General features: G+C 67.9%; 24 protein-coding genes. 12 read left to right on the forward strand and 12 right to left on the reverse strand.

Annotation, left to right across the window (positions count from 1 at the left end):
* Nucleotides 1–6: 6 nt before the first annotated feature.
* Complete coding sequence (locus tag AB5S17_RS09195; protein WP_369238484.1) at nucleotides 7–1,182, reverse strand: FAD-dependent monooxygenase; 1,176 nt, start codon at nucleotides 1,180–1,182, stop codon at nucleotides 7–9.
* A 43-nt stretch (nucleotides 1,183–1,225) separates the two neighbouring features.
* The gene (locus tag AB5S17_RS09200) at nucleotides 1,226–1,471 is read right to left on the reverse strand and encodes a zinc-finger domain-containing protein (RefSeq protein WP_369238486.1); all 246 of its coding nucleotides are present in this window, start codon (nucleotides 1,469–1,471) and stop codon (nucleotides 1,226–1,228) included.
* A gap of 137 nt (nucleotides 1,472–1,608) precedes the next feature.
* Here AB5S17_RS09200 and AB5S17_RS09205 point away from each other — a divergent pair, with 137 nt between their 5' ends.
* The 3 genes from AB5S17_RS09205 (at nucleotide 1,609) to AB5S17_RS09215 (ending at nucleotide 3,659) form a co-directional block, all read left to right on the forward strand.
* A complete protein-coding gene (locus tag AB5S17_RS09205) occupies nucleotides 1,609–2,367 on the forward strand; it encodes an alpha/beta fold hydrolase (protein WP_369238488.1) in 759 nt (252 codons plus the stop codon).
* 185 nt (nucleotides 2,368–2,552) lie between these two features.
* Nucleotides 2,553–3,377 (forward strand): serine O-acetyltransferase, encoded by an 825-nt coding sequence (cysE, locus tag AB5S17_RS09210; RefSeq protein WP_369238490.1) that lies wholly within the window; start codon nucleotides 2,553–2,555, stop codon nucleotides 3,375–3,377.
* A 72-nt stretch (nucleotides 3,378–3,449) separates the two neighbouring features.
* Entirely contained in the window at nucleotides 3,450–3,659 is a 210-nt protein-coding gene (locus tag AB5S17_RS09215; protein WP_369238492.1) for a DUF3126 family protein, read from the forward strand.
* Between the two features lie 142 nt (nucleotides 3,660–3,801).
* Here AB5S17_RS09215 and AB5S17_RS09220 read toward each other — a convergent pair whose 3' ends face one another.
* The gene (locus AB5S17_RS09220) at nucleotides 3,802–4,389 is read right to left on the reverse strand and encodes a transglutaminase-like cysteine peptidase (protein WP_369239078.1); all 588 of its coding nucleotides are present in this window, start codon (nucleotides 4,387–4,389) and stop codon (nucleotides 3,802–3,804) included.
* Nucleotides 4,390–4,923: 534 nt separating this feature from the next.
* Between AB5S17_RS09220 and AB5S17_RS09225 the strand changes: the two genes are divergently transcribed.
* From AB5S17_RS09225 to AB5S17_RS09245, 5 genes are all read left to right on the forward strand, one after another.
* Nucleotides 4,924–5,964 carry a cysteine synthase A gene (locus tag AB5S17_RS09225; RefSeq protein WP_369238494.1) on the forward strand — a complete coding sequence of 347 codons (1,041 nt, stop codon included), beginning with the start codon at nucleotides 4,924–4,926 and terminating at the stop codon, nucleotides 5,962–5,964.
* An 11-nt stretch (nucleotides 5,965–5,975) separates the two neighbouring features.
* Entirely contained in the window at nucleotides 5,976–6,710 is a 735-nt protein-coding gene (locus tag AB5S17_RS09230) for an alanyl-tRNA editing protein (protein WP_369238496.1), read from the forward strand.
* A 98-nt stretch (nucleotides 6,711–6,808) separates the two neighbouring features.
* Nucleotides 6,809–7,666 (forward strand): 3-mercaptopyruvate sulfurtransferase, encoded by an 858-nt coding sequence (sseA, locus tag AB5S17_RS09235; protein ID WP_369238498.1) that lies wholly within the window; start codon nucleotides 6,809–6,811, stop codon nucleotides 7,664–7,666.
* A 5-nt stretch (nucleotides 7,667–7,671) separates the two neighbouring features.
* Nucleotides 7,672–8,220 carry a GNAT family N-acetyltransferase gene (locus AB5S17_RS09240; RefSeq protein ID WP_369239080.1) on the forward strand — a complete coding sequence of 183 codons (549 nt, stop codon included), beginning with the start codon at nucleotides 7,672–7,674 and terminating at the stop codon, nucleotides 8,218–8,220.
* Nucleotides 8,217–9,155: an ornithine cyclodeaminase family protein gene (locus AB5S17_RS09245; protein WP_369238500.1), complete on the forward strand. Its 939-nt coding sequence runs from the start codon at nucleotides 8,217–8,219 to the stop codon at nucleotides 9,153–9,155. Before AB5S17_RS09240 ends, AB5S17_RS09245 begins: the two co-directional genes overlap by 4 nt.
* A gap of 43 nt (nucleotides 9,156–9,198) precedes the next feature.
* On the opposite strand, the gene AB5S17_RS09250 is transcribed toward AB5S17_RS09245, so the two are convergent.
* Both AB5S17_RS09250 and AB5S17_RS09255 read right to left on the reverse strand, forming a co-directional pair.
* Entirely contained in the window at nucleotides 9,199–9,825 is a 627-nt protein-coding gene (locus AB5S17_RS09250; protein ID WP_369238502.1) for a hypothetical protein, read from the reverse strand.
* A 3-nt stretch (nucleotides 9,826–9,828) separates the two neighbouring features.
* Nucleotides 9,829–10,056 carry a DUF2188 domain-containing protein gene (locus AB5S17_RS09255; RefSeq protein WP_369238504.1) on the reverse strand — a complete coding sequence of 76 codons (228 nt, stop codon included), beginning with the start codon at nucleotides 10,054–10,056 and terminating at the stop codon, nucleotides 9,829–9,831.
* 167 nt (nucleotides 10,057–10,223) lie between these two features.
* Between AB5S17_RS09255 and AB5S17_RS09260 the strand changes: the two genes are divergently transcribed.
* Entirely contained in the window at nucleotides 10,224–11,228 is a 1,005-nt protein-coding gene (locus AB5S17_RS09260) for an alpha/beta hydrolase (RefSeq protein WP_369238506.1), read from the forward strand.
* Nucleotides 11,229–11,288: 60 nt separating this feature from the next.
* Here AB5S17_RS09260 and pgsA read toward each other — a convergent pair whose 3' ends face one another.
* Complete coding sequence (gene pgsA, locus AB5S17_RS09265; protein WP_369238508.1) at nucleotides 11,289–11,870, reverse strand: CDP-diacylglycerol--glycerol-3-phosphate 3-phosphatidyltransferase; 582 nt, start codon at nucleotides 11,868–11,870, stop codon at nucleotides 11,289–11,291.
* Nucleotides 11,871–11,959: 89 nt separating this feature from the next.
* Nucleotides 11,960–14,059 (reverse strand): excinuclease ABC subunit UvrC, encoded by a 2,100-nt coding sequence (gene uvrC, locus AB5S17_RS09270; RefSeq protein ID WP_369238510.1) that lies wholly within the window; start codon nucleotides 14,057–14,059, stop codon nucleotides 11,960–11,962.
* Nucleotides 14,060–14,335: 276 nt separating this feature from the next.
* On the opposite strand from uvrC, the gene AB5S17_RS09275 reads away from it, so the two are divergent.
* Nucleotides 14,336–15,019: an outer membrane protein gene (locus tag AB5S17_RS09275; RefSeq protein ID WP_369238512.1), complete on the forward strand. Its 684-nt coding sequence runs from the start codon at nucleotides 14,336–14,338 to the stop codon at nucleotides 15,017–15,019.
* Nucleotides 15,020–15,085: 66 nt separating this feature from the next.
* On the opposite strand, the gene AB5S17_RS09280 is transcribed toward AB5S17_RS09275, so the two are convergent.
* From AB5S17_RS09280 to AB5S17_RS09290, 3 genes are all read right to left on the reverse strand, one after another.
* Nucleotides 15,086–15,682 carry a glutathione S-transferase family protein gene (locus AB5S17_RS09280; protein ID WP_369238514.1) on the reverse strand — a complete coding sequence of 199 codons (597 nt, stop codon included), beginning with the start codon at nucleotides 15,680–15,682 and terminating at the stop codon, nucleotides 15,086–15,088.
* A gap of 11 nt (nucleotides 15,683–15,693) precedes the next feature.
* Nucleotides 15,694–16,236 (reverse strand): hypothetical protein, encoded by a 543-nt coding sequence (locus AB5S17_RS09285; RefSeq protein ID WP_369238516.1) that lies wholly within the window; start codon nucleotides 16,234–16,236, stop codon nucleotides 15,694–15,696.
* Nucleotides 16,237–16,303: 67 nt separating this feature from the next.
* A complete protein-coding gene (locus AB5S17_RS09290; protein ID WP_369238518.1) occupies nucleotides 16,304–17,146 on the reverse strand; it encodes a 23S rRNA (adenine(2030)-N(6))-methyltransferase RlmJ in 843 nt (280 codons plus the stop codon).
* Nucleotides 17,147–17,332: 186 nt separating this feature from the next.
* Here AB5S17_RS09290 and AB5S17_RS09295 point away from each other — a divergent pair, with 186 nt between their 5' ends.
* Complete coding sequence (locus AB5S17_RS09295; RefSeq protein WP_369238520.1) at nucleotides 17,333–18,445, forward strand: alkene reductase; 1,113 nt, start codon at nucleotides 17,333–17,335, stop codon at nucleotides 18,443–18,445.
* 148 nt (nucleotides 18,446–18,593) lie between these two features.
* Here AB5S17_RS09295 and AB5S17_RS09300 read toward each other — a convergent pair whose 3' ends face one another.
* Nucleotides 18,594–19,082 carry a DUF1236 domain-containing protein gene (locus tag AB5S17_RS09300; RefSeq protein ID WP_369238522.1) on the reverse strand — a complete coding sequence of 163 codons (489 nt, stop codon included), beginning with the start codon at nucleotides 19,080–19,082 and terminating at the stop codon, nucleotides 18,594–18,596.
* Nucleotides 19,083–19,303: 221 nt separating this feature from the next.
* Nucleotides 19,304–20,086 carry a PadR family transcriptional regulator gene (locus AB5S17_RS09305; protein ID WP_369238524.1) on the reverse strand — a complete coding sequence of 261 codons (783 nt, stop codon included), beginning with the start codon at nucleotides 20,084–20,086 and terminating at the stop codon, nucleotides 19,304–19,306.
* Between the two features lie 184 nt (nucleotides 20,087–20,270).
* On the opposite strand from AB5S17_RS09305, the gene AB5S17_RS09310 reads away from it, so the two are divergent.
* Nucleotides 20,271–22,376, forward strand: coding sequence for a molybdopterin-dependent oxidoreductase (locus AB5S17_RS09310; RefSeq protein WP_369238526.1), 2,106 nt, complete (start codon nucleotides 20,271–20,273; stop codon nucleotides 22,374–22,376).
* Nucleotides 22,377–22,443: the final 67 nt, after the last annotated feature.

The following is a 22,443-nucleotide window of genomic DNA, read 5'->3' on the forward strand; positions in this document are numbered from 1 at the left end:
GTCGCGTCAGGCCGACGGCGGCTGCCAGTCGTAGAGCCAGGCGAGATCGTCACGAAGGCTTGCGGCGGATCTGAGGCTGAGCACCGCGTCGCGGCCGAGCGTCAGCGGGAAGCGCAGGTGATAGACGCGGCGGTGGAAATCCACCCGCTCGCGTACCCGGTCGATCCGGGGCCGGCGCGCCGCCTCGTAGGCCGCAAGCGCTGCCGAGGTGGACGGCGTCGTCGCGAGCGATGCGGCCAGGACCGCGGCATCCTCGATCGCCATGGCGGCGCCTTGCGCTGCGTAGGGCAGCATGGCGTGGGCGGCATCGCCGAGGAGCACGATGCGGTCGTCCAGCAACCGCCAGGACCGGCCGCGGTCGATGCCGAGCAGCGGCCAGAAGGTCGGCCGTTCCGCGATGGCGATCAGCCGCGTGAGCGTCGCGTTCCAGCCTCCAAAGCGCCGGGAAAGGCCGGCCGGATCGGGGTCGGGCGCGTCGCCGGCGGGCTCGATCAGCACCAGATTGATCCCCTGCCTGTCCCGCACGGGATAGGAGACGGCGTGGCGGCGCGGGCCCAGCCAGGCGGTGATCTCTGCCTGTGCCCCGCCCGCGATCCCGGTCGCAGGAATCTGCGTCCGCCAGGCGATCGCCCCGGTGGCGACGGGGCCGGGCAGACCGAGCGAGCGGGCGATGGTCGAATGGACGCCGTCGGCGGCGATCAGAAGATCGGCTTCGAACCCGCCGGTCGCCTTCCCGTCTTGCTGGCCGAGGGTGACGCGGACCGCTGACCCGGCGGTGGGCTCGATCCCGCAAAGCTCGGAGCCGAGACGGAAGTCGATCGCCGGTTCGGCTGCGACCGCTTCGGCCAAGACGCCCTGCAGGTCGGCGCGATGGATCGAGAGGTAGGGCGTCCCGTCGCCGGCGTGCACCGGCACCTTCGCGACGACACGGCCGCTGCGGCCGTCGCGCAAGGTCACCTGCCGCGCCTCGCAGCCGCGCGCGCGCAGCGCCGGCATCAATCCCAGGCGGTCGAGGACCCGCAGCGCGTTCGGCGAGAGCTGCAGCCCCGCGCCGACCTCTTCCAGCCTGGCGGCGCGTTCATGCAGGGCGACGCGGAAGCCGAGCCGTGCGAGCTCGAGCGCGGCCGTCAGGCCGCCGATGCCGGCGCCGACGATGGCGATCCTGCGGCTGGCGAGGGTCATGGCCGGAGAGCCGGGCAGGGGGAGCTGTCGAAGGACGGGGCGGTTACGCCGCCTGGTCGACGAACAGGCAGCCCGGCGGGTTGGTCTCGTCCGGCTTCAGCGCGGTGTTCAGCTTGTAGAGCGTCGAGCAGTAGCCGCAGACGATCTCCGCCTCGTCGCCCATGTCGAGGAAGACGTGCGGATGGTCGAAGGGCGGATTCGCGCCGCAGCACATGAATTCCGTCACGCCGATCTCGATGCTCTGATGTCCCGCATCGTTCTGGAAATGGGGGATGAGATGTCCGGCCATGCCCGGTTTCCTTGCCTCGTGGTCTGGTCGGCGCGGACCATAGTGTCAGCGAAGCCGAATGAACAGGGGTGACAAGCCGCTGGTGCCGCGACTATCGAGGCGCATCTTTCGCGACGCAATCGCCGGGGACGAATCCGATGGACCACTTCACCCATGACGGGCTGCAGCTTGCCTATATCGACGAGGGCGACCGCGGCGCGCCCGTCGTCATGCTGCTGCACGGCTTCGCCTCGTCGATGCGCGTCAACTGGATCGATCCCGGCTGGGTGATGGCGCTGACCCGCGAAGGCTACCGCGTCGTCGCCTTCGACCATCGCGGCCACGGCAGGAGCGACAAGCCGACCGACGCGGCGGCCTATGCGCCGGAGAAGATGGCGTCCGACGCGCTGGCGCTGGCCGACCACCTTCAGATCGGGACCGCGACGCTGTTCGGCTATTCCATGGGCGCCCGGGTGTCCGCCTTCGCGGCGTTCGCCTATCCCGGCCGCTTCACCCGGCTGATCTTCGGCGGGCTCGGCATCGGCCTCGTCAAGGGCGTCGGCGACTGGGACCCGATCGCGGCGGCCCTGCGGGCGCCCTCGCTCGATGACGTCGCCGACGAGCGCGGCCGGATGTTCCGCGCCTTCGCCGACAAGACGAAGAGCGACCGGCTGGCCCTCGCCGCCTGCATCGAGACCTCGCGCGACGAGCTGACGCCGGACGAGGTGGCGAAGATCAACCAGCCGACGCTCATCGGCGTCGGCACGCGGGACGAGATCGCCGGCTCGCCGCAGGATCTCGCGGCGCTGATGCCGAATGCGCGGGTGTTCCAGATCGAGAACCGCGACCACATGCTGTCGGTCGGCGACCGCAGCTTCAAGGCGGCCGTCATCGACTTTCTGCACGAGACGGACTGACGTCTGCCGGCGACCCGCCGCCGGTGTCGCCGGACAGTCGAATCCGTAAGGGCCCGGGTCGATCGTTGCGGCTGAACGAGGTGTTCGGCAGCCCGCTCTTTCCCCGCCGCATCCGATCCCTTATCTGCCATGAACAAAGGCGGGCACGGCACGCTGCCGCCTGCCGACGGCGAGGGAGAACGCGCATGAGCGTCAACAGCCCGCAGTTCCAGGACAAGCTTCAGGCGGTCGATCCGATCTGGGCGACGGTCCGCAGCGAGGCAGAGGCCGCGGCCGAGCGCGAGCCCGTGCTGTCCGGCTTCATCTACGCGACCGTGCTCAACCAGCGCAGCCTGGAAGCGGCGCTGATCTACCGCGTGTCGCAGCGGCTCGATCATCCCGACGTTCCGGCGGTGCTGATCGCCCAGGCCTTCGAGGAGATGCTGGCGAGCGGCGGCAGCTTCCCGGAGACGCTGCGCACCGACATCCAGGCGGTCTACGACCGGGATCCGGCCTGCGAGCGCTATCTGGAGCCGCTCCTCTACTTCAAGGGCTTCCACGCGATCCAGACGCACCGGCTCGCCCACTGGCTCTGGGGGGAGGGGCGGCGCGACTTCGCCCTTTATCTCCAGGCGCGCTCCTCCGCGGTGTTCCAGACCGACATCCATCCGAATGCCGGCATGGGCCGGGGCATCTTCCTCGACCATGCCACCGGCCTCGTCGTCGGCTTCACCGCGAAGATCGGCGACAACGTCTCGATCCTCCAGGACGTCACGCTCGGCGGCACCGGCAAGGAGTTCGGCGACCGGCACCCGAAGATCGGCTGCGGCGTCTTGATCGGCGCGGGCGCCAAGATCCTCGGCAACATCAAGGTCGGTAACTGCTCGAAGATCGCCGCCGGCTCGGTGGTGCTGAAGGAGGTGCCGCCGCATTCGACGGTCGCCGGCGTGCCGGCCCGTGTGATCGGCACGACGGGCGATTGTGACGAGCCAGCGCGGGAAATGGATCAGCGCTTCGACCGCCCGGACTGATCATTCGAAAGAGCTTGAATTCTCGCGGCGCGATCTAGCTAAGCCCCTTCGAACATTCAGAGGGAGAGCACCGTGAAGCCTGACGAGATCCGCAAGCTCGAAAGCTATCTGAAAAAAAGCTTCAAGGGCGCGGACCTGGAGGTTCGCACCCTGCCGCGAAAGGCGGATTCGGCGGAGGTCTACCTCAACGAGGAGTTCGTCGGCCTGATCTCCAAGGATACCGACGAGGGCGAGACCTCCTACCATTTCACCATGACGATCCTCGACATCGACCTGGAATAGCGCGGGCCGCGTCGAACGCTGGAATGAAGAAGGGGCCGGTCTCCCGGGAGACCGGCCCCTTCGGCGCGCTCGGGACAGGACGGGAACACCCGCGCGCACCGAACGAGAGGAGACCCGGCAAGGCCGGGTCCGCTCCAAGTCCTTATCGCACGCTGCCGACGAGCAGGTTGCGGCTGTCGTTGATCGAGACCCACTTGCCGGGGTCCTTGTCCGACTGGCGCTTCAGATACTGGTAGTCCGTCGCGTCCCAGGCGAGCACCCGGTTGTCGAGATTGTCGAGGATGTAGTCGCCCTGGTCGGTGCGCACGGTCAGCACCGCATGGCCTTCGCCATTGGTCTGCCGCACCACGGTGATCAGGAGAGCCGACGCCGGGACCCCGTCCCGCTGCAGCATGTACTGCTTCAGCAGCGCGAAATCCTCGCAGTCGCCCGCGGTGGTCGGATAGGCCCAGTATTCCGGAACCCCGTAGATCTCCTGGTCCGTCTCCGGGATGATCGCCGTGTTGACGGCATTGTTGACCTCGACCAGCGTCGTCCAGGCGGCGCGCGTCAGCTTCAGCGCCGCGACCACCTTGTTCGGCTGGCAGGTGGCGGGATAGCGCTTGCAGAAGTCGTAGTGGCCGATCGGCTGCGAGGTGATGCCGCCGGTCAGCATCGCGGAGCCGTTTGCGCTGGCCGGCGTGGCGAGCGCGGCCGCCGCCAGAAGTGCAATTCCCGCCGCGGCGGCCATCCTGATGATCTTTTTCATTGTTCATTCTCCCCGTCGTTCCCAGGAGAATGGCAGACCAGTTTTACTTTGACGCGAAAGACGCAAACGCGGTTTGATTCAAATTGCGGCCAAAGTTGCAGGGAATTTTACTTAGATAAATCTCAACTTCGTCAGGAGAAATGTGGCCTGAAGTTTCGTGTTCTGTCAACCATGTTGCGCCGGAGTGGCCGGCGGCAGGGCTGCCGGCCGGTCTGGCCGGATCGCAGGCGGCGCTTCCTCGGGGAAAAGGCGTGCCAGAGCCGCGGGGCGGCGCGGTAAGGATTGGCTCCGACGGCACCGAAATCCGCAAGAGATCGGAAAGCATGGCGGAGAAATCGCGCCGGCCGGCCCCGCCCGATCCACGCCGCAAACGGCGCTCCGGCGACAGCATCCATTCCAGACCGGTGTTCCGGCCAGGCGCAGCGAAGCGCCCGCGCCGTCAACCTTGCCTTGCTCCTTCCCGGGTCATAGGTTCCCCGTAACGTTCCGAAGCCCAGCGCCCCCGAGTCCCCGCAAATGACCCGCTACAACTCCGTCATCGACGCTATCGGCAATACGCCGCTGATCCGCCTCAACAAGGCGTCGGAGGCGACCGGCTGCGAAATCTACGGCAAGGCCGAATTCATGAACCCCGGCCAGTCGGTGAAGGACCGGGCCGGCCTGTTCATCATCCGCGACGCGGAGGAGAAGGGGCTGCTCGAGCCGGGCGGCCTGATCGTCGAGGGCACGGCGGGGAACACCGGCATCGGCCTCGCGCTGGTCGCGAACGCGCTGGGCTACAAGACGGTGATCGTCATCCCGGAGACCCAGAGCGAGGAGAAGAAGGACGCGCTCCGCCTGATGGGCGCCGCCCTGATCGAGGTCCCGGCCGTCCCGTACAAGAATCCGAACAACTACGTGAAGCTGTCCGGCCGCCTCGCGGAACAGCTCGCCCGAACGCATCCGCAGGGGGCGATCTGGGCCAACCAGTTCGACAATACGGCCAACCGCGACGGTCATGTCGTCACCACGGCCGAGGAGATCTGGCACCAGACCGGCGGCGAGGTCGACGGCTTCATCTGCGCCGTCGGCACCGGCGGCACGCTCGCCGGCACGGCGATGGGGCTGAAGCGCCATTCCGGCAAGATCAAGATCGGCATCGCCGATCCGATGGGGGCTGCGCTCTACGAATACTACGCCCATGGCGAGCTGAAGTCCGAGGGATCCTCGATCACCGAGGGCATCGGCCAGGGGCGCGTCACCGCCAATCTCGAAGGCTTCGAGCCGGACTTCGCCTACCAGATCGGCGATGCCGAAGCCCTGCAGATCATCTTCGACCTCGTGCCCGAAGAGGGGCTCTGCCTCGGCGGCTCCTCTGGCATCAACATCGCCGGCGCGATCCGCATGGCGAAGGAGATGGGACCGGGCCACACGATCGTGACCATCCTCTGCGACTACGGCAACCGCTACCAGTCGAAGCTGTTCAATCCGGCCTTCCTGCGCGAGAAGAACCTGCCGGTGCCCGGCTGGATCACGGAGCGGCCGCAGTTCGACATCCCCTACGAAGCGGTCTCCTGAGCGTGGCCGGCATGGGAACCGAACGGGTCTATCAGGAGGACAGCTACCTCTCGACCATGGAGGCGCGGCTGGTGCGCACCGCAGGCGACAACGGCCTCGTCTTCGACCGCACCAATTTCTTCGCCACCGGCGGCGGCCAGCCGGGCGACACGGGCTTCGTCGAGCGAGAGAACGGCGACAAGATCGCCATCGGCGCCACCATCTATTCGGACGACAAGGAAGACGTGGTCATGCTGGCGGAGGAGGGGGCGACCCTGCCCCAGCCCGGCGAGACACTGGTGCTGCATGTCGACTGGAAGCGGCGCTACAGACTGATGCGCATGCACACCGCCTGCCATCTCCTCTCCGTCGTCCTGCCGTTTCCCATAACGGGCGCCGCTGTCGGCGAGGAGGAGAGCCGGGTCGACTTCGACCTGCCCGACGCCGAGGCGGACAAGGCTTCGGTGACGGCGCGGCTGATGGAGCTCGTCGGCGGCAACCACCCGGTCTTCACCCGCTGGATCACCGAGGCGGAGCTCGACGCCAATCCGGGGCTGGTGAAGTCCGCCAACGTCAAGCCGCCGCGGGGCGCCGGCCGCATCCGGCTCGTCTGCATCGGCGAGGAGGGCGCGGTGGACACGCAGCCCTGCGGCGGCACGCATGTGCAGGAGACCGGCGAGGTCGGCGAGATCCATATCGGCAAGATCGAGAAGAAGGGCCGGGAGAACCGCCGGTTCCGCATCCGCTTCGGGCCGCTTCCCGCCTGAGCGGGCCGCGGGATTTTCCGTTGCCGGGCAATTTGCGCGGTGGCGGGACTGTCCTAAGTCTGACGAACCGCCCGCACACGTTCCAAGATGTCGGTTGCATGAACCAGAATCCGTTCCTCGTCACGCCCGCAGATCTCGCGCCGCATCTCGGCCGCGCCGGCCTGTCGGTCGTCGACGCCTCCTGGTACCTGCCGGTGCAGGGCCGCGTGGCCTATGCCGAGTTCGAGGCCGCGCATGTCCCCGGCGCCGTCTTCTTCGATCAGGACGAGGTGGTGGAGCCCGGGTCGAACCTGCCGCATACGCTGCCGTCGCCAGAGATCTTCGCCGAGGCCGCCGGCCGGCTCGGGATCAGCGAGACCGACACGATCGTCGTCTATGACGGGATGGGGCTGTTCTCCGCGCCGCGCGTCTGGTGGATGTTCCGCACCTTCGGCGCGAGGGACGTCCGCATCCTCGACGGCGGCTTTCCCGCCTGGCGGGAGGCCGGCCTGCCGATCGGGACGGGTCCGGCCGGGCCTCGCCGCGCGATCTTCACGCCGCACTTCGATGCGGGCGCCGTGGCGAGCCTGTCCGACATGCGCGGGATCGTCGCCGATGGCAGCCGCCAGATCGCCGACGCCCGTCCGGCCGACCGCTTCGCCGGCGCTGTGCCGGAGCCGCGGGCGGGCGTGCGGTCCGGCCATATGCCGGGTGCCCGCAACGTGCCGATCGTCTCGCTTGCGGAGAGCGGCCGGCTGAAATCGCCCGACGCGCTGCGTGCGGTCTTCGCCGCGGCCGGCATCGACCCGGAGAAGCCGGTGGTGACGAGCTGCGGCTCGGGCGTGACGGCTGCGGTGATCAGCCTGGCGCTCGAAAGCCTTGGCAGCCGCGACCTCAAGCTCTATGACGGCTCGTGGACGGAGTGGGGCTCGGCAGACGACACGCCGGTCGAGACCGGCGCCGCATCCGGCCGTTGACCCTGATGCGCCTGCTCGCGACGACGGTCACCAGCCTCGAGATGCGCCGGCGTCCGGACGAGCGCCTGCCGCCGCCGCCGACCGACGCACCGCTGAGGATCGACGAGGTGCGCCAGATGCCGATCGAGCGCTACCGCGCGCTCTACAAGGCCATCGGCGCGCCGCATCACTGGACGTCGCGGCTCCTCCCGGATGCCCGGCTGAAGCGCGAGATCCACGCGCCGCGCACCCGCATCTTCGTCATGACGCTCGGCAGCGCGACCGCCGGCTGGTTCGAGCTGGAGATCAAGCGCGAGATCGACGAGGCGCGCATCGTCCATTTCGGCATCATGCCCGGCTTTCGGGGGCGGGACCTTGCGCACTTCATGCTCTCGCAGGCGATCTGGGCGGGATTTTCCGAGGGCGCCAGGCGGCTGACCATCGAGACCAACACGCTCGACCATCCCGCCGCGCTGCCGCTCTACAAGAAGCACGGCTTCCGCCCCTATGCGACGCGCGACGTCAAGACGCCGGCGATCGAGGCCGTGCGCGAACCGGTGCGGGAAGTCCGATGAGGGTCATCTCCTTCGATGAGGCCGACCGGCTGCTGACCTGGTCGATGGTGGCGGATGCGATCGCGGACGGTCACCGTAGCGGCCCCGCGGAGATCGGCGACCTCCTGCTGCAAAAGGACGGCAACAGCCTCCTCAACCGCGCCGCCTGGATCGGCGGGCTCGGGATCGCGCTGAAGTCGGTGACGGTCTACTCCGGCAATCCGCAGAAGGCGCCGCCGCTGCCTTCGGTGCAGGGCAGCGTCCTCTTGTTCGACGAGGCCACCGGCGCGCCGAGCGCGGTGATCGACGGCGTCCTCGTGACCAAGTGGAAGACCGCCGGCGACTCGGTCCTCGGCGCGAGGCTGCTGGCGCGGCCGGACTCGCGCGAGCTCCTGGTCTGCGGCGCCGGCACGGTGGCGCGGACGCTGGTCGCCGCCTATCGCGAGCTGTTCCCGGCGCTCCAGGCGATCCGCATCTGGAACCGCTCGCCGGACAAGGCCGAGGGGCTGGCGGCCGAACTGGCGGGCGAGGGCGCTCCGGTGTCTGCGGCAACCGACCTCGCCGAGGCGGCGGCGTCGGCCGACATCATTGCGACGGCGACCATGGCCAGCCAGCCGTTCCTCAGGGGCGAATGGCTGAAGCCCGGCACCCATGTCGACCTGATCGGCGCCTATCGGCCGGACATGCGCGAGGCGGACGACACCGTCCTCACCCGGAGCGAGCTCTTCGTCGACAGTTTCGCGACGACGATCGGCCATATCGGCGAGATCGAGATTCCGCTGCAGGCCGGCACGATCGCCCGCAGCGACATCCGCGGCGACCTCTCCGACCTCGTCGCCGGCCGCGCCGGACGCAGCGGAGCGGACGCGATCACCGTCTTCAAGAACGGCGGCGGCGCGCATCTCGACCTCATGGTCTCCGAACTGATCCGGCGACGGGTGGAAGCGGCGGTGTGAGGGCGCCGAGCCGCAACCGTTCGGTTCGTTATGTCCTCCGGCCTCATGCGACCCCAACCTCTGCCACCCAGATGAGCATCGAATCCAACAATTCTTTCGTCGGATAGTCCTGAATGTCCTCTTCCGAGAAGCCGGCTCGCAATTGTCTCTCGTAGTGCCATTCCTGGAAGTCAACATACTTCCCAAGGATCAGAGCTGCGCCGAGATTGTCGGCACCTGCTTCGCTCACCAGCCAGTTTCGAACCTTCCGGACAGCCTTCTGATAATCGGCCTCGTGTGTTTCGATGTCGCAGCCGGATAAATCCGACAGTGCGGCCTGATATCGGTAACGCTTCTCTTCCAGGATGAGGATCTTTTTCTCTTCCCTGCCGCTGCCGAAGTAGAGGCGGCACGCATAGTCGATGCCCAGCTCAAAAGGCATGTTGAGCCGATAATGTTCACCGGCAACGGTCGCCTGGCAGCGGCTGAGGTCGTGGATCGAGTAACGAGATGACTCGATCAAGCCGCGAATTTTCTCCAGTCGATTCTCGGCGGAATCTGTCCGCTCTGTCGCAAGTCGAGGGACAAATCCGAGGTAGACGACGCAGAATAGGATCGCCTGCAATATAGGCGAATAGTCGTCGTCAAAGGGACAGTTGATGAAAACGGAGTTCTCGAAGGAGGACGCCAACCGTCAACCCTTAGGCGGATAGGAGTCGTTTCCATACGAGTTTCGCTCGCGAATTCGGCCGTCCTCGCCATGGATATACAGTTCTGTCTTCTGGGCCCGCGCGATCCGGCGGGCTTCCTCTATGGCTTCCTTCTGCGTCGGGAATGTTCCGGAGGCGCGTGACGCGCCTGCCCGCCGGACGCTCCAGTTGTTTCCGCTTGGTACGACGTGCTGACCCTTCTTCGACCGCATTGTCCTGCCCCGATCTTGATCCCGTCACGATATACGATCCTTCGCCTGCTTCTGCCATCCCGGAAGGTGCGCGGACCCCGTCGCCAGGAGCGCCTAGGTGGTTCCACCCCGCCGCCGGACGCGCTAGAGGTTCTCCGCCTCATGATCCGCGAACGGACGTCTGACCCTTGCTCGCACGCATCCTCCTCGGAATTCTCGCCTTCGTCGTTCTTGTCCTCGTCGCCGGCGCCGGCTTCTGGTTCCTCGGCCCCCGCGAGCCGGTGGACACGACCGTGACCTTCGATCCCGCGGTGATCGGCAGCGATCCCGATGCCTATCTCGCGCGGGAGGAGGCGGACATTCCGAACCTTCGGCAGAACGCGCAGAAGGAGATCGTCTGGGCCTATCCGGCCTCGCGCGCCAAGACGCCGCTCGCGATCGTCTACATCCACGGCTTCTCCGCGGCGAAGGCGGAAGTGCGCCCGCTGCCGGACGAGGTGGCGAAGGCGCTCGGCGCCAACATCTTCTACACACGCCTCACCGGCCATGGCCGCGACAGCGCCGCCATGGAGCAGACGAGCGTCCACGACTGGATCAACGACCTCGCCGAAGCCGTCGCGATCGGCCGCCGGATCGGCGAACACGTGATCATCATCGCCACCTCGACCGGCGGCACGCTGACGACGCTGGGTGCCAGCGTCCCGCACCTCATGGACGGCGTCGAGGGCGTGGTGATGATCTCGCCGAACTTCGCCATCCAGAACCGCTGGGCGTTCCTGCTCGACATGCCCTACGCCCGCGAGATCCTGCCCATGATCGGCGGCAAGACCTACGGCTTCCGGCCGCTCAACCGGGCGCAGGCGGAGAACTGGACCACCAGCTATCCGATCGGCGCGGTGGTGCCGATGGCGGCGATGATCCGGGCCGTCGACCGTCTCGACCTCTCGAAGATCAAGCTGCCGCTGCTCGTTCTCTATTCGCAGAACGACAAGGTCGTCGATCCGAACGCGACGGAGAAGGTGCTGTCGCAGTGGGGCGGTCCGCATCAGGCGGTGGACGTGCCGAAGTCCGGCGACCCGGCCAACCACGTGATCGCCGGCGCCATTGTCTCGCCGAAGACGACCGACGAACTGGCGCAGCGGATCGTCGAATGGGTGAAGGCGCTGCCGACGGGCAATCCGCCGGCGTCGTAGGGCTGACGAAGAACGGCTATGCGATGTCCGCCGCGGGCGATGCGGCGGCTCACGACCGACTCAGTCGTCGATATGCCGCAGCCCCGCGCGGAAATAGTCGTAGCCGGTGTAGAGGGTGATCACGGCGGAGACCCAGAGGAGCAGGATGCCGGCGATGGTGATGCCCGGCACGATCTTATCGCCGGCAGGGCCGAGCAGCAGGAAGCCGATGGCGATCATCTGCATCGTCGTCTTCCACTTGGCGAGCCGGGTGACCGGGACGGAGACCTTCAGCTCCGCGAGATATTCGCGAAGGCCGGAGACGAGGATCTCGCGGCACAATATGACGATCGCCGCCCACAGGCTCCAGCCGGCGATGGTGCCGTCGGCGGCGAGCAGCAGCAGCGCCGCGGCGACGAGCAGCTTGTCGGCGATCGGGTCGAGCATGCGGCCGATCGTCGAGGTCTGCTGCCAGGCCCGGGCGAGATAGCCGTCGAAATAGTCGGTGATCGAGGCGATGATGAAGATCGTCAGCGCCGTCCAGCGGGCATAGTCCGGACTCTTCAACTGGCCTTCCATGAAGAAGGTCAGCACCACCAGCGGAACGCAGACGATGCGGAAATAGGTGAGGAGGTTGGGAAGGCTGTAAGCCCGAGATGCCATGGGACTGTCCGATCGGTAAGCGCGTCAGTCAAAGCGCGGGGAGGCGCCCCGCGTCAACCGCCGAGATGCCGGGATTGTGTGACGTTTCGCTAACCCCGCTCGTGGAAGTGGTCGTAGATCGACCGGGCCATGGCGGCGGAAATGCCTTCCACCTCGGTGAGGTCGGAGAGCGCGGCGCGCGAGACGGCCTTCGCCGTGCCGAAGTGGTGCAGCAGCGCGCGTTTGCGAGAGGGGCCGATGCCGGCGATCTCGTCGAGCGGGTTCTTCACCATCTCCTTCTTGCGCCGCGCCCGGTGCGAGCCGATGGCGAAGCGGTGCGCCTCGTCGCGAAGGCGCTGGACGAAGTAGAGGACCGGGTCGCGCGGCGGCAGCGAGAAGGGCTCGCGCGTGCCGGTGACGAAGCGCTCGCGTCCGGCGTCGCGGTCGACGCCCTTGGCGACGCCGATCGTGACCACCTTCTCGGCGATGCCGAGTTCGTCGAGGATCGCGCGCACGGCCGAGATCTGGCCCTTGCCGCCGTCGATCAGCACGAGGTCCGGCCAGGCCGGCATCGCGGCGTCGGCGAGCGCCTCCGCCTCGTCCTCCGGCTCCTCGGCCGCGGCGGATTCCGCAGCCGTCGGGGCGTCCGGCGCCTCGTCGGCATGCTCCTTCAGGAGCCGCGAGAAGCGGCGGCGCATGACCTCCTTCATCATGCCGAAGTCGTCGCCCGGCGTGATGTCGTCGCCCTTGATGTTGAACTTGCGGTACTGGTTCTTGGCGAAGCCCTCCGGCCCCGCGACGATCATCGCGCCGACGGCGTTGGTGCCCATGATGTGGGAGTTGTCGTAAACCTCGATGCGCCGCGGCGGCCGGGCGAGGCCGAAGGTCTCCTGCAGGCCCTTCAGGAGCCGCGCCTGCGACGACGTCTCGGCGAGCCGCCGGCCCAGCGCCTCGCGGGCGTTGGCACTGGCATGGTCGACGAGGTCCTTCTTCAGGCCTCGCGCCGGGACGTTGATCTGCACGCGGCGCTCGGCCTTGAGGCCCAGCGCCTCCGCCAGAAGTTTCTCGTCCTCCACCGCGATCGGCAAGAGGATCAGCCGCGGCGCCGGCTTGTCGTCATAGAACTGCGCCAGGAAGGCGCCGAGGACGGCTTCCGGCTCCAGCAGCGGATCGGCCTTGGGGAAGTAGGCCCGGTTGCCCCAGTTCTGGCCGGTGCGGAAGAAGAACACCTGGATGCAGGTGAGGCCGCCCTCCTGATGGATGGCGAAGACGTCGGCCTCCTCGATCCCGGCGGGATTGATGCCCTGGTGGCTCTGGACGTGGCTGAGCGCCGCGAGGCGGTCGCGATAGATCGCCGCCCGCTCGAAGTCGAGATCGTCGGAAGCCGCCTGCATCGCTTCGGCCATGTGGCTCTTCACCTGGCTGGAGCGGCCGGAGAGGAAGTCCTTGGCCTCGCCGACCAGAGCCTTGTAGCCTTCGGCCGAGATCTCGCCCGTGCAAGGGCCGGAGCAGCGCTTGATCTGGTAGAGAAGGCAGGGCCGCGTGCGCGTCTCGTAGACGCTGTCGGTGCAGGTTCTGAGCAGGAAGGCGCGCTGCAGCGAGTTGATCGTGCGCCCGACCGCGCCGGCCGAGGCGAACGGGCCGAAATAGGCGCCCTTCCGCGAGCGGGCGCCGCGATGCTTCATGATCGCCGGCGCCTCGTGGTCCTCCGAGACCAGGATGTAGGGGAACGACTTGTCGTCCCGCATCAACACGTTGAAGCGCGGGCGCAGCCGCTTGATGAGGTTCGCCTCGAGCAGCAGCGCCTCGGTCTCGGTGCGGACCGTGACGAACTCCATGTGCCGCGTCGAGGCGATCATCCGGGCGATGCGCTGGGTGTGGCCGCCGAGGCGCGTGTAGTTGACGACGCGCTTCTTCAGGGAGCGCGCCTTGCCGACATAGAGGATCTCCCCGTCCTTGCCGAACATGCGGTAGACGCCGGGCCGGTTCGGCAGGCGCTTGGCGAAGGCCGCGATCAGCTCGGCGCCGGTGAGGTCGCCGTCGATCGCCTTGCCGCCGTCGTCCCAGTCGATCGCCGCGAGCAGCGCGGCGCTCCGGTCGCCGGCGGCAGCGGCTTCGGCATCGCCGTCCTCGGCGGCTTCGTCCTCGAGCTCGTCGTCGAACGGTTCGGCGGCGTCGGTCATGTCGTCGGTGTCGGGCAGGTCGGGCATTGGCGGCATCAGGGCCCGGCCGCTTCGTCCCGACCATTTCTGCGGACGCGAGCGGCTCACGGGGCATTCCTCTCTTCGGATCGACCCTGCTTATATGATTCTTCGGCGCCGCGAATGCAGGGGGGGCGGGCTCTGCGTTCGACGGCGCTGCAGAGGGTGCACGTCTCTGTTGCGGCCAGGCAACGCTGCGCGAAAATCGGATGATGCCGCCACAGATTTTCCCGATGTGCCTTCTTTACCTCCGCCGGCTTCCCATCTGACGGGAAAGGAGTTCGAATGGTGTTGGAAACCATGCGCGCGCACCTGTCGATCCGGGCCATCGCCGCCGCTGCAGCCTTCTTGCTGGGGGCTGTGTCGGCGCGTGCTGCGGATCTGCCCGCCGCGGCCGCACCGCCGGCGCCGCTCGGCGCGCCGGCCGAGCCGATCCACATCTGGACGGGTCCCTATGCCGGGGCCTTCGTCGGCTACAACATGTCGCATTACGACCAGTCCGGCGGCGCCTCCTTCAGCGGGGACGGCTTCGTCGGGGGCGTCTATACCGGCCTGAACTTCCAGTCCGGCCCGCTGGTCTACGGCATCGAGGGCGATCTCGGCGGCGCGGGCGTCTCCGGCGACGGCTTCAATTCGACGTCGACGGCGCGCATCGACGCCAACGAGAACATCTTCGGTTCGCTGCGGGCGCGCGTCGGCGTGCCGGTGGACCCGTTCCTGGTGTTTGCGACCGGCGGCCTCGCCATCGCCAACAACAAGCTGTCGCTGGGCGGGGTTTCGGACACGAAGACCGCCGTCGGCTATACGCTCGGCGCCGGTGTCGAGGCGAAGATCACCGACGACGTCTCCGCGCGGCTGGAGTATCGCTTCTCCGACTACGGCAAGGAGAAGTACGACCTCGGCAATACCAGCGTCTCCTCCGGCTTCGACGAACACTCGATCCGCGCCGGCATCGCGCTGAAATTCTGAGTTGCGCGGAACAGCCCCCGGACGGGACGTCCGGGGCTCTGCCTCATTGCCGGGCTGGCAGCCGCCTCAGGCGCGCGGCCGCAATTCCTCAAAGGCCGGGAAGAGCGCCGGAAAATCCGCCAGCCAGGCCGCGAGCTTCGGGCGCTCGCCGGCGATCTTGCCGGCGAAGCGCAGCTCCATCCAGCCGAGCAGGGCAGCCAGCGCGAAATGCGCCGTGGTCGGGCCGTCGGGAAGCTCGTCCAGCATCGTCTCGAGTGCCGCCAGGCCGCGATCGGCCTTGCGCATCTGCTTGTCGACCCAGCCCTGATGCCGCTTGTCCTCGGGCCGGAAGCGGGCCTCGTAGACGACGAGGATCAGCGCGTCGCCGACGCCGTCGGCCAGCGCCTCGAACGTCTTGACGAAGCGCCAGGCGCCGAGCTCCTGCGGAACGAGCTGGTTGCCGCTCATCCGGTCGAAATAGTCGCAGATCACCGCGCTGTCGTAGACGGCCGTGCCGTCGTCGAGCACAAGGACCGGGATCTTGCCGAGCGGATTGGCGGCGAGAAGGTCGGCCGGCTCGGCGGAGGTGTCGGCCGGAACGGTTTCGACCGGCAGATCGCAATGGCGGGCGGCCATACGGGCCTTCGCCGCGAAGGGCGAGGCTCTGGAATAATAGAGACGCATGGTGGGATCGCTTACTTCGTGACGTAGAACTGCCGGCCTTCTACCGAGCCTTCCGGCTGGTGCCGGCGGAGCGATTCGCAGTTGGCGCCGTAGACGTGCCACTGGTCAAGGCCGAGGACGCAGCCCTGGGCCTTCCAGGCCGGCACCGGCGACAGGAAGCCGAGATGGGCGCCGACCGTGGCAAAGCCCATCGGATATTCGATGACGTAGTAGACGGTGCGGCGGACGTGGTCGGACAAGAGCGCCTGCGCCTGGCAGTAGCGGCGCTCGATCGGCCGCGGCGAGGGGATTTCGTCCGCCACGACCTGCGGCAGATAGGCCTTCTCCTGCATGTGGGAGAATTCCAGGATCGTCAGCTTTTGCTCCAGCACGCGCGGCGCGCCGTATTCGAACTGGTCCTCGACCTCGCCCAGCACGGCGGCATTGTCGCAGGCCGGCACGAGCGCCGGTTCGGGCGCGACCGGCGCTGCCAGGATGTCGGCGGCACGGCCGGGTACCGGCAGGGCAGAGGCGCCGATGAGGGCGGCGAGAAGGGCGGTGGGGATGAAACGCATGACCAAGTATCCACTGCACGGGGTCCGTATGGCGGCGACGCTAGCACCAAACGGTCTCTGACTCTTATCAAACCCTTCGGGCGCCCGGTTCAAAAACTTGCGCTGTTGCCGCATTGCCGCGCCCGAGGATCGGTAGAAGCCGCGCCATCACGGCCTCGGCCTCCTCGGCGAAGACGAAGGGCGGGTTGATCACCGCGAGGCCGGAGCCGACGAGCCGCTCGTCCGGCGTGTAGGGCTCGCGCAGGAATTCGGCGAAGACGATCTCGGCCGGCGCCCGGGCGGCGAGCGCCTCGCGCAGCCGCTCCACGCTCGCCGGGCGCTTCAGCGGGTACCACACCGCATAGATGCCGCCCGGCCAGCGCTTCCACGCCTTTTCCAGGGCGGCGGCCATGTCGTCGATCTCGGTGACCTTCTCGAAGGGCGGGTCGATGAAGACGAGGCCGCGCTTCTCCTTCGGCGGCAGATGCGCCCCGAGCGCCAGCCAGCCGTCGAGGGCGATGGCCTTCACCTGCAGGTCGCCGGAGAACACCGCCTTCAGCGCCTCCGCGTCGTCCGGATGCAGTTCGTAGGCGGAGAGCCGGTCCTGGGGACGAAGCAGCCGCCGCGACAGGAGCGGCGAGCCGGGATAGCGGCCGGCGGCGACGTCGTCCCGCACGGCCTCCCAGTAGGGCGCGATCAGCGGGTCGCAGCGTGCGTCCGGCGCGGCCGCGAGCCGTTCGATCCCCTCCGCGGCCTCGCCCGTCCGCGTCGCCTCGGAGGAGGCGAGGTCGTAGGTGCCGCGTCCGGCATGCGTGTCGTAGACGCGGAATGGCTTCTCCTTGCGCCGGAGATAGAGCACCAGGCGGGCCAGGAGGACGTGCTTGACGACGTCGGCGAAATTTCCGGCATGGAAGGCGTGGCGGTAGTTCACGAGAATTCCGGTCGGTTTCGGGCGTCGCCGCGTCTGCTTCGCGGGGCCCTGACGCCGCAGCTTCGGTCCCGGCTTTGGAACGCAGCGTTCATGCGCCTTTTCGCAATGCGGAAATTTCCCATCTGTCCCGCGACCGATCGCAAGGCGCAACGGAACGCGTCTTGGCATCCGGAGAAGGAGACTGCAATGGTGAGTTCCAAACTGTTCGAGCCCTATGACCTCGGCCCGACGCGCCTGTCCAACCGCGTCGTCATGGCGCCGCTGACCCGCTCGCGCGCCACCGACGACCAGGTGCCGAAGGACATCCACGTCGAGTATTACCGCCAGCGTGCCGGCGCCGGCCTGATCATCACCGAGGCGACCAACATCTCGCCCGAGGGGCGCGGCTACGCCTGGACGCCCGGCATCTTCTCCGACGAACAGGTCGCGGCCTGGAAGCGCGTCAATGACGCCGTCCATGAAGAAGACGGCAAGATCTTCCTGCAGCTCTGGCATGTCGGCCGCATCTCGCATCCGGACCTGCAGCCGGGCGGCGCGCTGCCGGTGGCGCCCTCCGCGGTGAAGCCGGAGATGAAGGCCTTCACCAAGGACGGCTTCAAGGACATTCCGGCGCCGCGGGCGCTGGAGAAGGACGAACTGCCGCGCGTCGTCGCCGACTACGTGAAGGCGGCGGAGAACTGCAAGAAGGCCGGCTTCGACGGCGTCGAGATCCACTCGGCCAATGGCTACCTGCTCGACCAGTTCCTGCGCGACGGCGCCAACAAGCGCACCGACGAATATGGCGGCTCGGTCGAGAACCGCATGCGCTTCCCGCTGGAAGTGGTGGATGCGGTGGTCAAGGTCTGGGGCCCCGAGCGCGTCGGCATCCGCATCTCGCCGGTGAGCCCGGCGAACGACCTGGCCGACAGCGATCCGGAAGCCGTCTTCGTTCCCTATGTCGAGGAGCTGTCGAAGCGGGGCCTCGCCTACCTCCACGTCATCGAGGGGGAGACCCGGGGCAATCGCGATCCGGCAGGGTTCAAGGCGTGGTCGCTGCGTGACCACTTCAAGGGCACCTATATGGGCAACAACAACTACACGCCCGAACTCGCCATGGAGCGGGTCGACAAGGGCGAGATCGACCTTGCCTGCTTCGGGCGCCCGTTCATCTCCAATCCGGATCTCGTCGAGCGCATGAAGCTCGGTGCGCCGCTGGCGGAATACGACGAGAGGACCTTCTACGGCGGCGGCGCCGAGGGTTACATCGACTATCCCGCGCTGACGGTCGAGGAGCGGGCGCGCTACGGCCAAGCGGCGTAGGCCGGCGTCATAGTCCCCGGGCGCGAAAAACGCGGCGCCCGGGGGCACGGGTTTGTACCATATGACAAGGGGCTCCCGGCGGCTTGGCCGGGAGCCCCTTTGTCGTCATGCCGTCCGCGGACGATGCCGCGGCAGCCGTCGGCGAAGCTCAGTCCTGCTTGACGATGTAGACGACCTTGCGGCTGTTCGGGTCGACCAGCACCGGCTGACCGTTGGCATAGACATACTCGTACTTGTAGTCGGGGATTTGCTGCAGCTCGACCGTCTGCGGAAGCTCCGTGCCGACCGTCACGTCCTGCTGGAACTGCACGGGCTGGACCGGATGGCTGCGCACATACTCGACCGTCGTGTTCGGCGGCGACACCGCCGCACCCGCGACGAGGCCGACCGCACCACCGACCGCTGCGCCGACCGGACCGCCCACCACGGCGCCGGCGACCGCGCCGGTCGCAGCGCCGGCGAGCTCACCGCCGCCGTTGCTGTCCTGCGTCTTGACGACCCGCGTCTCCGTCTCGGGCTGCGGCTGCGTCGTTTGCGGCTGCTCGACGATCACGGTCTTCGTCTGGGCCAAAGCGGGCAGGGCGACGAGGAGGGTGGCGGAGGCGGCACCGGCCGCCAGAAGATGATGGAATCGCATGTGGTTCTCCTGAATCTTCACGTCTGGGCGCCGACTGGCGCCTTGGATAGCCACCCAAAGGTTCTTCCTCTGCTTCCGGTTCCCGCGGCGTCCATCAGCAAATGTTTCAGGCGTGAACAAACATCGCTGCAACGGGGGAGGCATCCGCCATGGTGCCACGACGCCAAACGGCCGGAGCGCACGGCCCCGACCGTCCTGCTGTCGCGTCGCTTCGGGCCGTGTCAGCTGCCCTCGATCTCGCTCGCGGCGCGGTCGAGCGCGGTCGTGATCGCGCGCACCGTCTCGGGCGTCACGTCGCCCTTGGCGAGCCGCACCTGAAGCGCGGCGCGGACATTGTGCATTGCCCGCATCACTTCCGGCGCCGGCGCGTCGCCGAAGCGGGCGCGGGCCGCCTCCAGCCGATCGCGGACGGCCTGGACTTCGGCCGCATGGGCGTCGAGTTCGGCGCGGCCCTCGTGGGTGAGGGAATAGCGCTTCTTCGCGCCTTGGGTCTCGCCGGCGATCAGCCCGGTCTCCTCCAGCAGGGTGAGGGTGGGGTAGATGACCCCCGGGCTCGGGCTGTAATGGCCGCCGAACGCCTCCTCGATCGCCTTGATGATCTCGTAGCCGTGCCGCGGCTCGGCCGCGATCAGGTCGAGGGTCAGCCATCTGAGGTCGCCCTGTTCCAGCGCCCGCCGCCCGCCGCCGGGGCCGCGCCCCCAGGGGCCGCGCCCGCCAGAGCCTCCGGGACCGCCGGGACCGCCGCGCCCCCGCGGTCCGCGGCCGAACTCGCCGCGCATGAACCGGAAGCCGCGCTCGCCGCCGCGTCCCTCCTCGAACATGGCCCGCCAATGCCGCCTGGCCTCGCCCATGGCCGCGAAGTCCGGCCGGTCGTCGTCCTGGCCGAACGTGCCCTCGCTTTCGAAGGCGCTTCGGTCGAAGTCGTCGCGACCCTGCGCCTCGTGCTCGCGATGCGACCGACAGCGATGCCGGCCGTGCTCGTGGTGATGATGATGTCCGAACATCTCAAATCCTTTCTTCGATATATCGGATGTTCGATATATCGCAGATGGCTCGGGTCTTCGCAAGATCGTTATATCGAAGATGTCTCGAAAATTTGTCGGCGGTGCTGGGGCGGCCTGCGAATGATCGGATCGATCGCGAAAACTGATTGGGGGCGGCGGCCGGATTGCGCTATCGCTCGGGGTCATGAACAAGCCGCTCGACATCACCACGCTCCACTCCGCCTGTCCGCACGACTGTCCGTCGACCTGCGCCCTCGATGTCGAGGTGGTCGGCGGCAACCGGATCGGCCGCCTGCGCGGCGCTGCCGACAACAGCTATACGGCGGGCGTCATCTGCGCGAAGGTCGCGCGCTATGCCGAGCGGATCCACCACGCGGACCGGCTGCTGAAGCCGCTGCAGCGCGTCGGCGAGAAGGGCGCCGGCGATTGGCGCGAGATCGGCTGGGACGACGCCCTCGACCTGATCGCCGAGAAGTTCCTCGCGGCGGAAGTCGCCTACGGGCCGGAGGCGGTCTGGCCCTACCACTATGCCGGCACGATGGGCCTCGTGCAGCGCGACGGGATCCACCGTCTGCGCCACGCCAAGCGCTACTCCAACCAGTTCGATTCGATCTGCACCAACATGGCCTGGACCGGCTGGTTCGCCGGCACCGGCGCGATGCGCGGCTCCGACCCGCGCGAGATGGCGGTGTCGGACTGCGTGGTGATCTGGGGCACCAACGCGGTGGCGACGCAGGTCAACGTGATGACCCACGCGGTCCGGGCGCGGAAGGAGCGGGGCGCGAAGATCGTCGTCGTCGACATCTACGACAACGCGACGATGGCCCAGGCCGACCTCGCGCTGAAGCTGCGCCCCGGCACCGACGCGGCGCTCGCCTGCGCGCTGATGCACATCGCCTTCCGGGACGGCACCGCCGACCGCGCCTATCTCGGCGAATACACCGACGATCCCGCCGGGCTCGAGGCGCATCTGCAGGACCGCACGGCGGAATGGGCGGCCGCCATCACCGGGCTCTCCGTCGACGAGATCGAGGCCTTCGCGGCGCTGGTCGGACGGACGCCACGCACCTTCTTCCGCCTCGGCTACGGCTTCACCCGCCAACGCAACGGCGCGGTCGCCATGCATGCGGCGCTGTCGGTGCCGGCGGTCTTCGGCCATTGGCGGCACGAAGGCGGCGGCGCTTTCCATTCGAACTCCGACATCTTCGCGCTCGACAAGTCGGAGATCATGGGTGCGCGGGACCGAAACCCGTCGGTGCGCTATCTCGACCAGTCGCGCATCGGTGCGGTCCTCACCGGCGACGCCGAGGCACTGTCCGCCGGGCCGAAGGTCGCGGCGATGCTGATCCAGAACACCAACCCGGCGAATGTCTGCCCCGAGCAGCGGCTGGTGAAGCAGGGTTTCCTGCGCGACGACCTCTTCGTCTGCGTCCACGAGCAGTTCATGACCGACACGGCGAAGCTCGCCGACCTCGTCATCCCCGCCACGATGTTCCTGGAGCATGACGACATCTATCGCGGCGGCGGCCAGAACCATGTGACGCTCGGGCCGAAGGTGGTCGAGCCGCCGGAGACGGTGCGCTCGAACCATTTCGTGATCGAAGAACTGGCGAAGCGCCTCGGCGTCGCGGACCGGCCGGGCTTCGGCCTCACCGAGCGCCAGCTGATCGACAACATGCTGGCGGCGAGCGGCTACAGCCAGAGCTTCGAGGACCTGAAGCGCGAGCGCTTCGTCGACCGCCAGCCGGATTTCGAGACGGCGCACTATCTCTCCGGCTTCAACTGGCCGGACAAGAAGTTCCGCTTCAGGCCGGACTGGACGGGCAGCCGCGCGCCCAACCGGCCGCCGGAAAGCCTCGGCCTGCAGGGCCCTGTGGCGGGGCTGCCGGTGTTTCCGGACCATGTCGACCTTATCGAGGTCGCCGACGCCGAGCATCCCTACAGGCTGGCGACCTCGCCGGCCCGGCAGTTCCTGAACTCGACCTTCGCCGAGACGCCGGGTTCGCGCCAGCGGGAGGGGCGGCCGGAGCTGATGATCCACCCCGAAGACGCCGTGCGCGAAGGGCTCACGGACGGCGCGGTCGTGACGATCGGCAACACGCGCGGCGCGGTCCGCCTGCCGTTGAGGGTGACCGGCGCGGTGAAGCCGGGCGTCCTCGTCCACGAAGGGCTGTGGGCGAATTCGGATTTTCCGGACGGCGAGGGCATCAACACGCTGACCGGCGCCGATCCGGTCGCACCGTTCGGCGGCGCGGCGTTCCACGACACGCGGGTGTGGCTGCAAGGCTGACGCGCCGGCGGCGAGAGGAACGGCGTTTGTCGGCGCCCGTCATTTGACCTCAGTGAGGGGCCCGTCG

It is taken from the genome of Jiella sp. M17.18 (assembly GCF_041027365.1).
In the GTDB taxonomy this organism is placed as follows: Bacteria; Pseudomonadota; Alphaproteobacteria; order Rhizobiales; family Rhizobiaceae; genus VKMB-3413.

Coding starts and splice junctions, on each gene's coding strand:
- cysE (WP_369238490.1), top strand. CDS start 2,553: ATGAGCGTCAACAGCCCGCAGTTCCAGGACAAGCTTCAGGCGGTCGAT.
- AB5S17_RS09240 (WP_369239080.1), top strand. CDS start 7,672: ATGCGCCTGCTCGCGACGACGGTCACCAGCCTCGAGATGCGCCGGCGT.
- AB5S17_RS09305 (WP_369238524.1), bottom strand. CDS start 20,086: ATGTTCGGACATCATCATCACCACGAGCACGGCCGGCATCGCTGTCGG.
- AB5S17_RS09245 (WP_369238500.1), top strand. CDS start 8,217: ATGAGGGTCATCTCCTTCGATGAGGCCGACCGGCTGCTGACCTGGTCG.
- pgsA (WP_369238508.1), bottom strand. CDS start 11,870: ATGGCATCTCGGGCTTACAGCCTTCCCAACCTCCTCACCTATTTCCGC.
- AB5S17_RS09200 (WP_369238486.1), bottom strand. CDS start 1,471: ATGGCCGGACATCTCATCCCCCATTTCCAGAACGATGCGGGACATCAG.
- AB5S17_RS09230 (WP_369238496.1), top strand. CDS start 5,976: ATGGGAACCGAACGGGTCTATCAGGAGGACAGCTACCTCTCGACCATG.
- AB5S17_RS09295 (WP_369238520.1), top strand. CDS start 17,333: ATGGTGAGTTCCAAACTGTTCGAGCCCTATGACCTCGGCCCGACGCGC.
- AB5S17_RS09275 (WP_369238512.1), top strand. CDS start 14,336: ATGGTGTTGGAAACCATGCGCGCGCACCTGTCGATCCGGGCCATCGCC.
- AB5S17_RS09300 (WP_369238522.1), bottom strand. CDS start 19,082: ATGCGATTCCATCATCTTCTGGCGGCCGGTGCCGCCTCCGCCACCCTC.
- AB5S17_RS09205 (WP_369238488.1), top strand. CDS start 1,609: ATGGACCACTTCACCCATGACGGGCTGCAGCTTGCCTATATCGACGAG.
- AB5S17_RS09285 (WP_369238516.1), bottom strand. CDS start 16,236: ATGCGTTTCATCCCCACCGCCCTTCTCGCCGCCCTCATCGGCGCCTCT.
- AB5S17_RS09255 (WP_369238504.1), bottom strand. CDS start 10,056: ATGCGGTCGAAGAAGGGTCAGCACGTCGTACCAAGCGGAAACAACTGG.
- AB5S17_RS09220 (WP_369239078.1), bottom strand. CDS start 4,389: ATGGCCGCCGCGGCGGGAATTGCACTTCTGGCGGCGGCCGCGCTCGCC.
- AB5S17_RS09280 (WP_369238514.1), bottom strand. CDS start 15,682: ATGCGTCTCTATTATTCCAGAGCCTCGCCCTTCGCGGCGAAGGCCCGT.
- AB5S17_RS09195 (WP_369238484.1), bottom strand. CDS start 1,182: ATGACCCTCGCCAGCCGCAGGATCGCCATCGTCGGCGCCGGCATCGGC.
- uvrC (WP_369238510.1), bottom strand. CDS start 14,059: ATGCCCGACCTGCCCGACACCGACGACATGACCGACGCCGCCGAACCG.
- AB5S17_RS09225 (WP_369238494.1), top strand. CDS start 4,924: ATGACCCGCTACAACTCCGTCATCGACGCTATCGGCAATACGCCGCTG.
- AB5S17_RS09310 (WP_369238526.1), top strand. CDS start 20,271: ATGAACAAGCCGCTCGACATCACCACGCTCCACTCCGCCTGTCCGCAC.
- sseA (WP_369238498.1), top strand. CDS start 6,809: ATGAACCAGAATCCGTTCCTCGTCACGCCCGCAGATCTCGCGCCGCAT.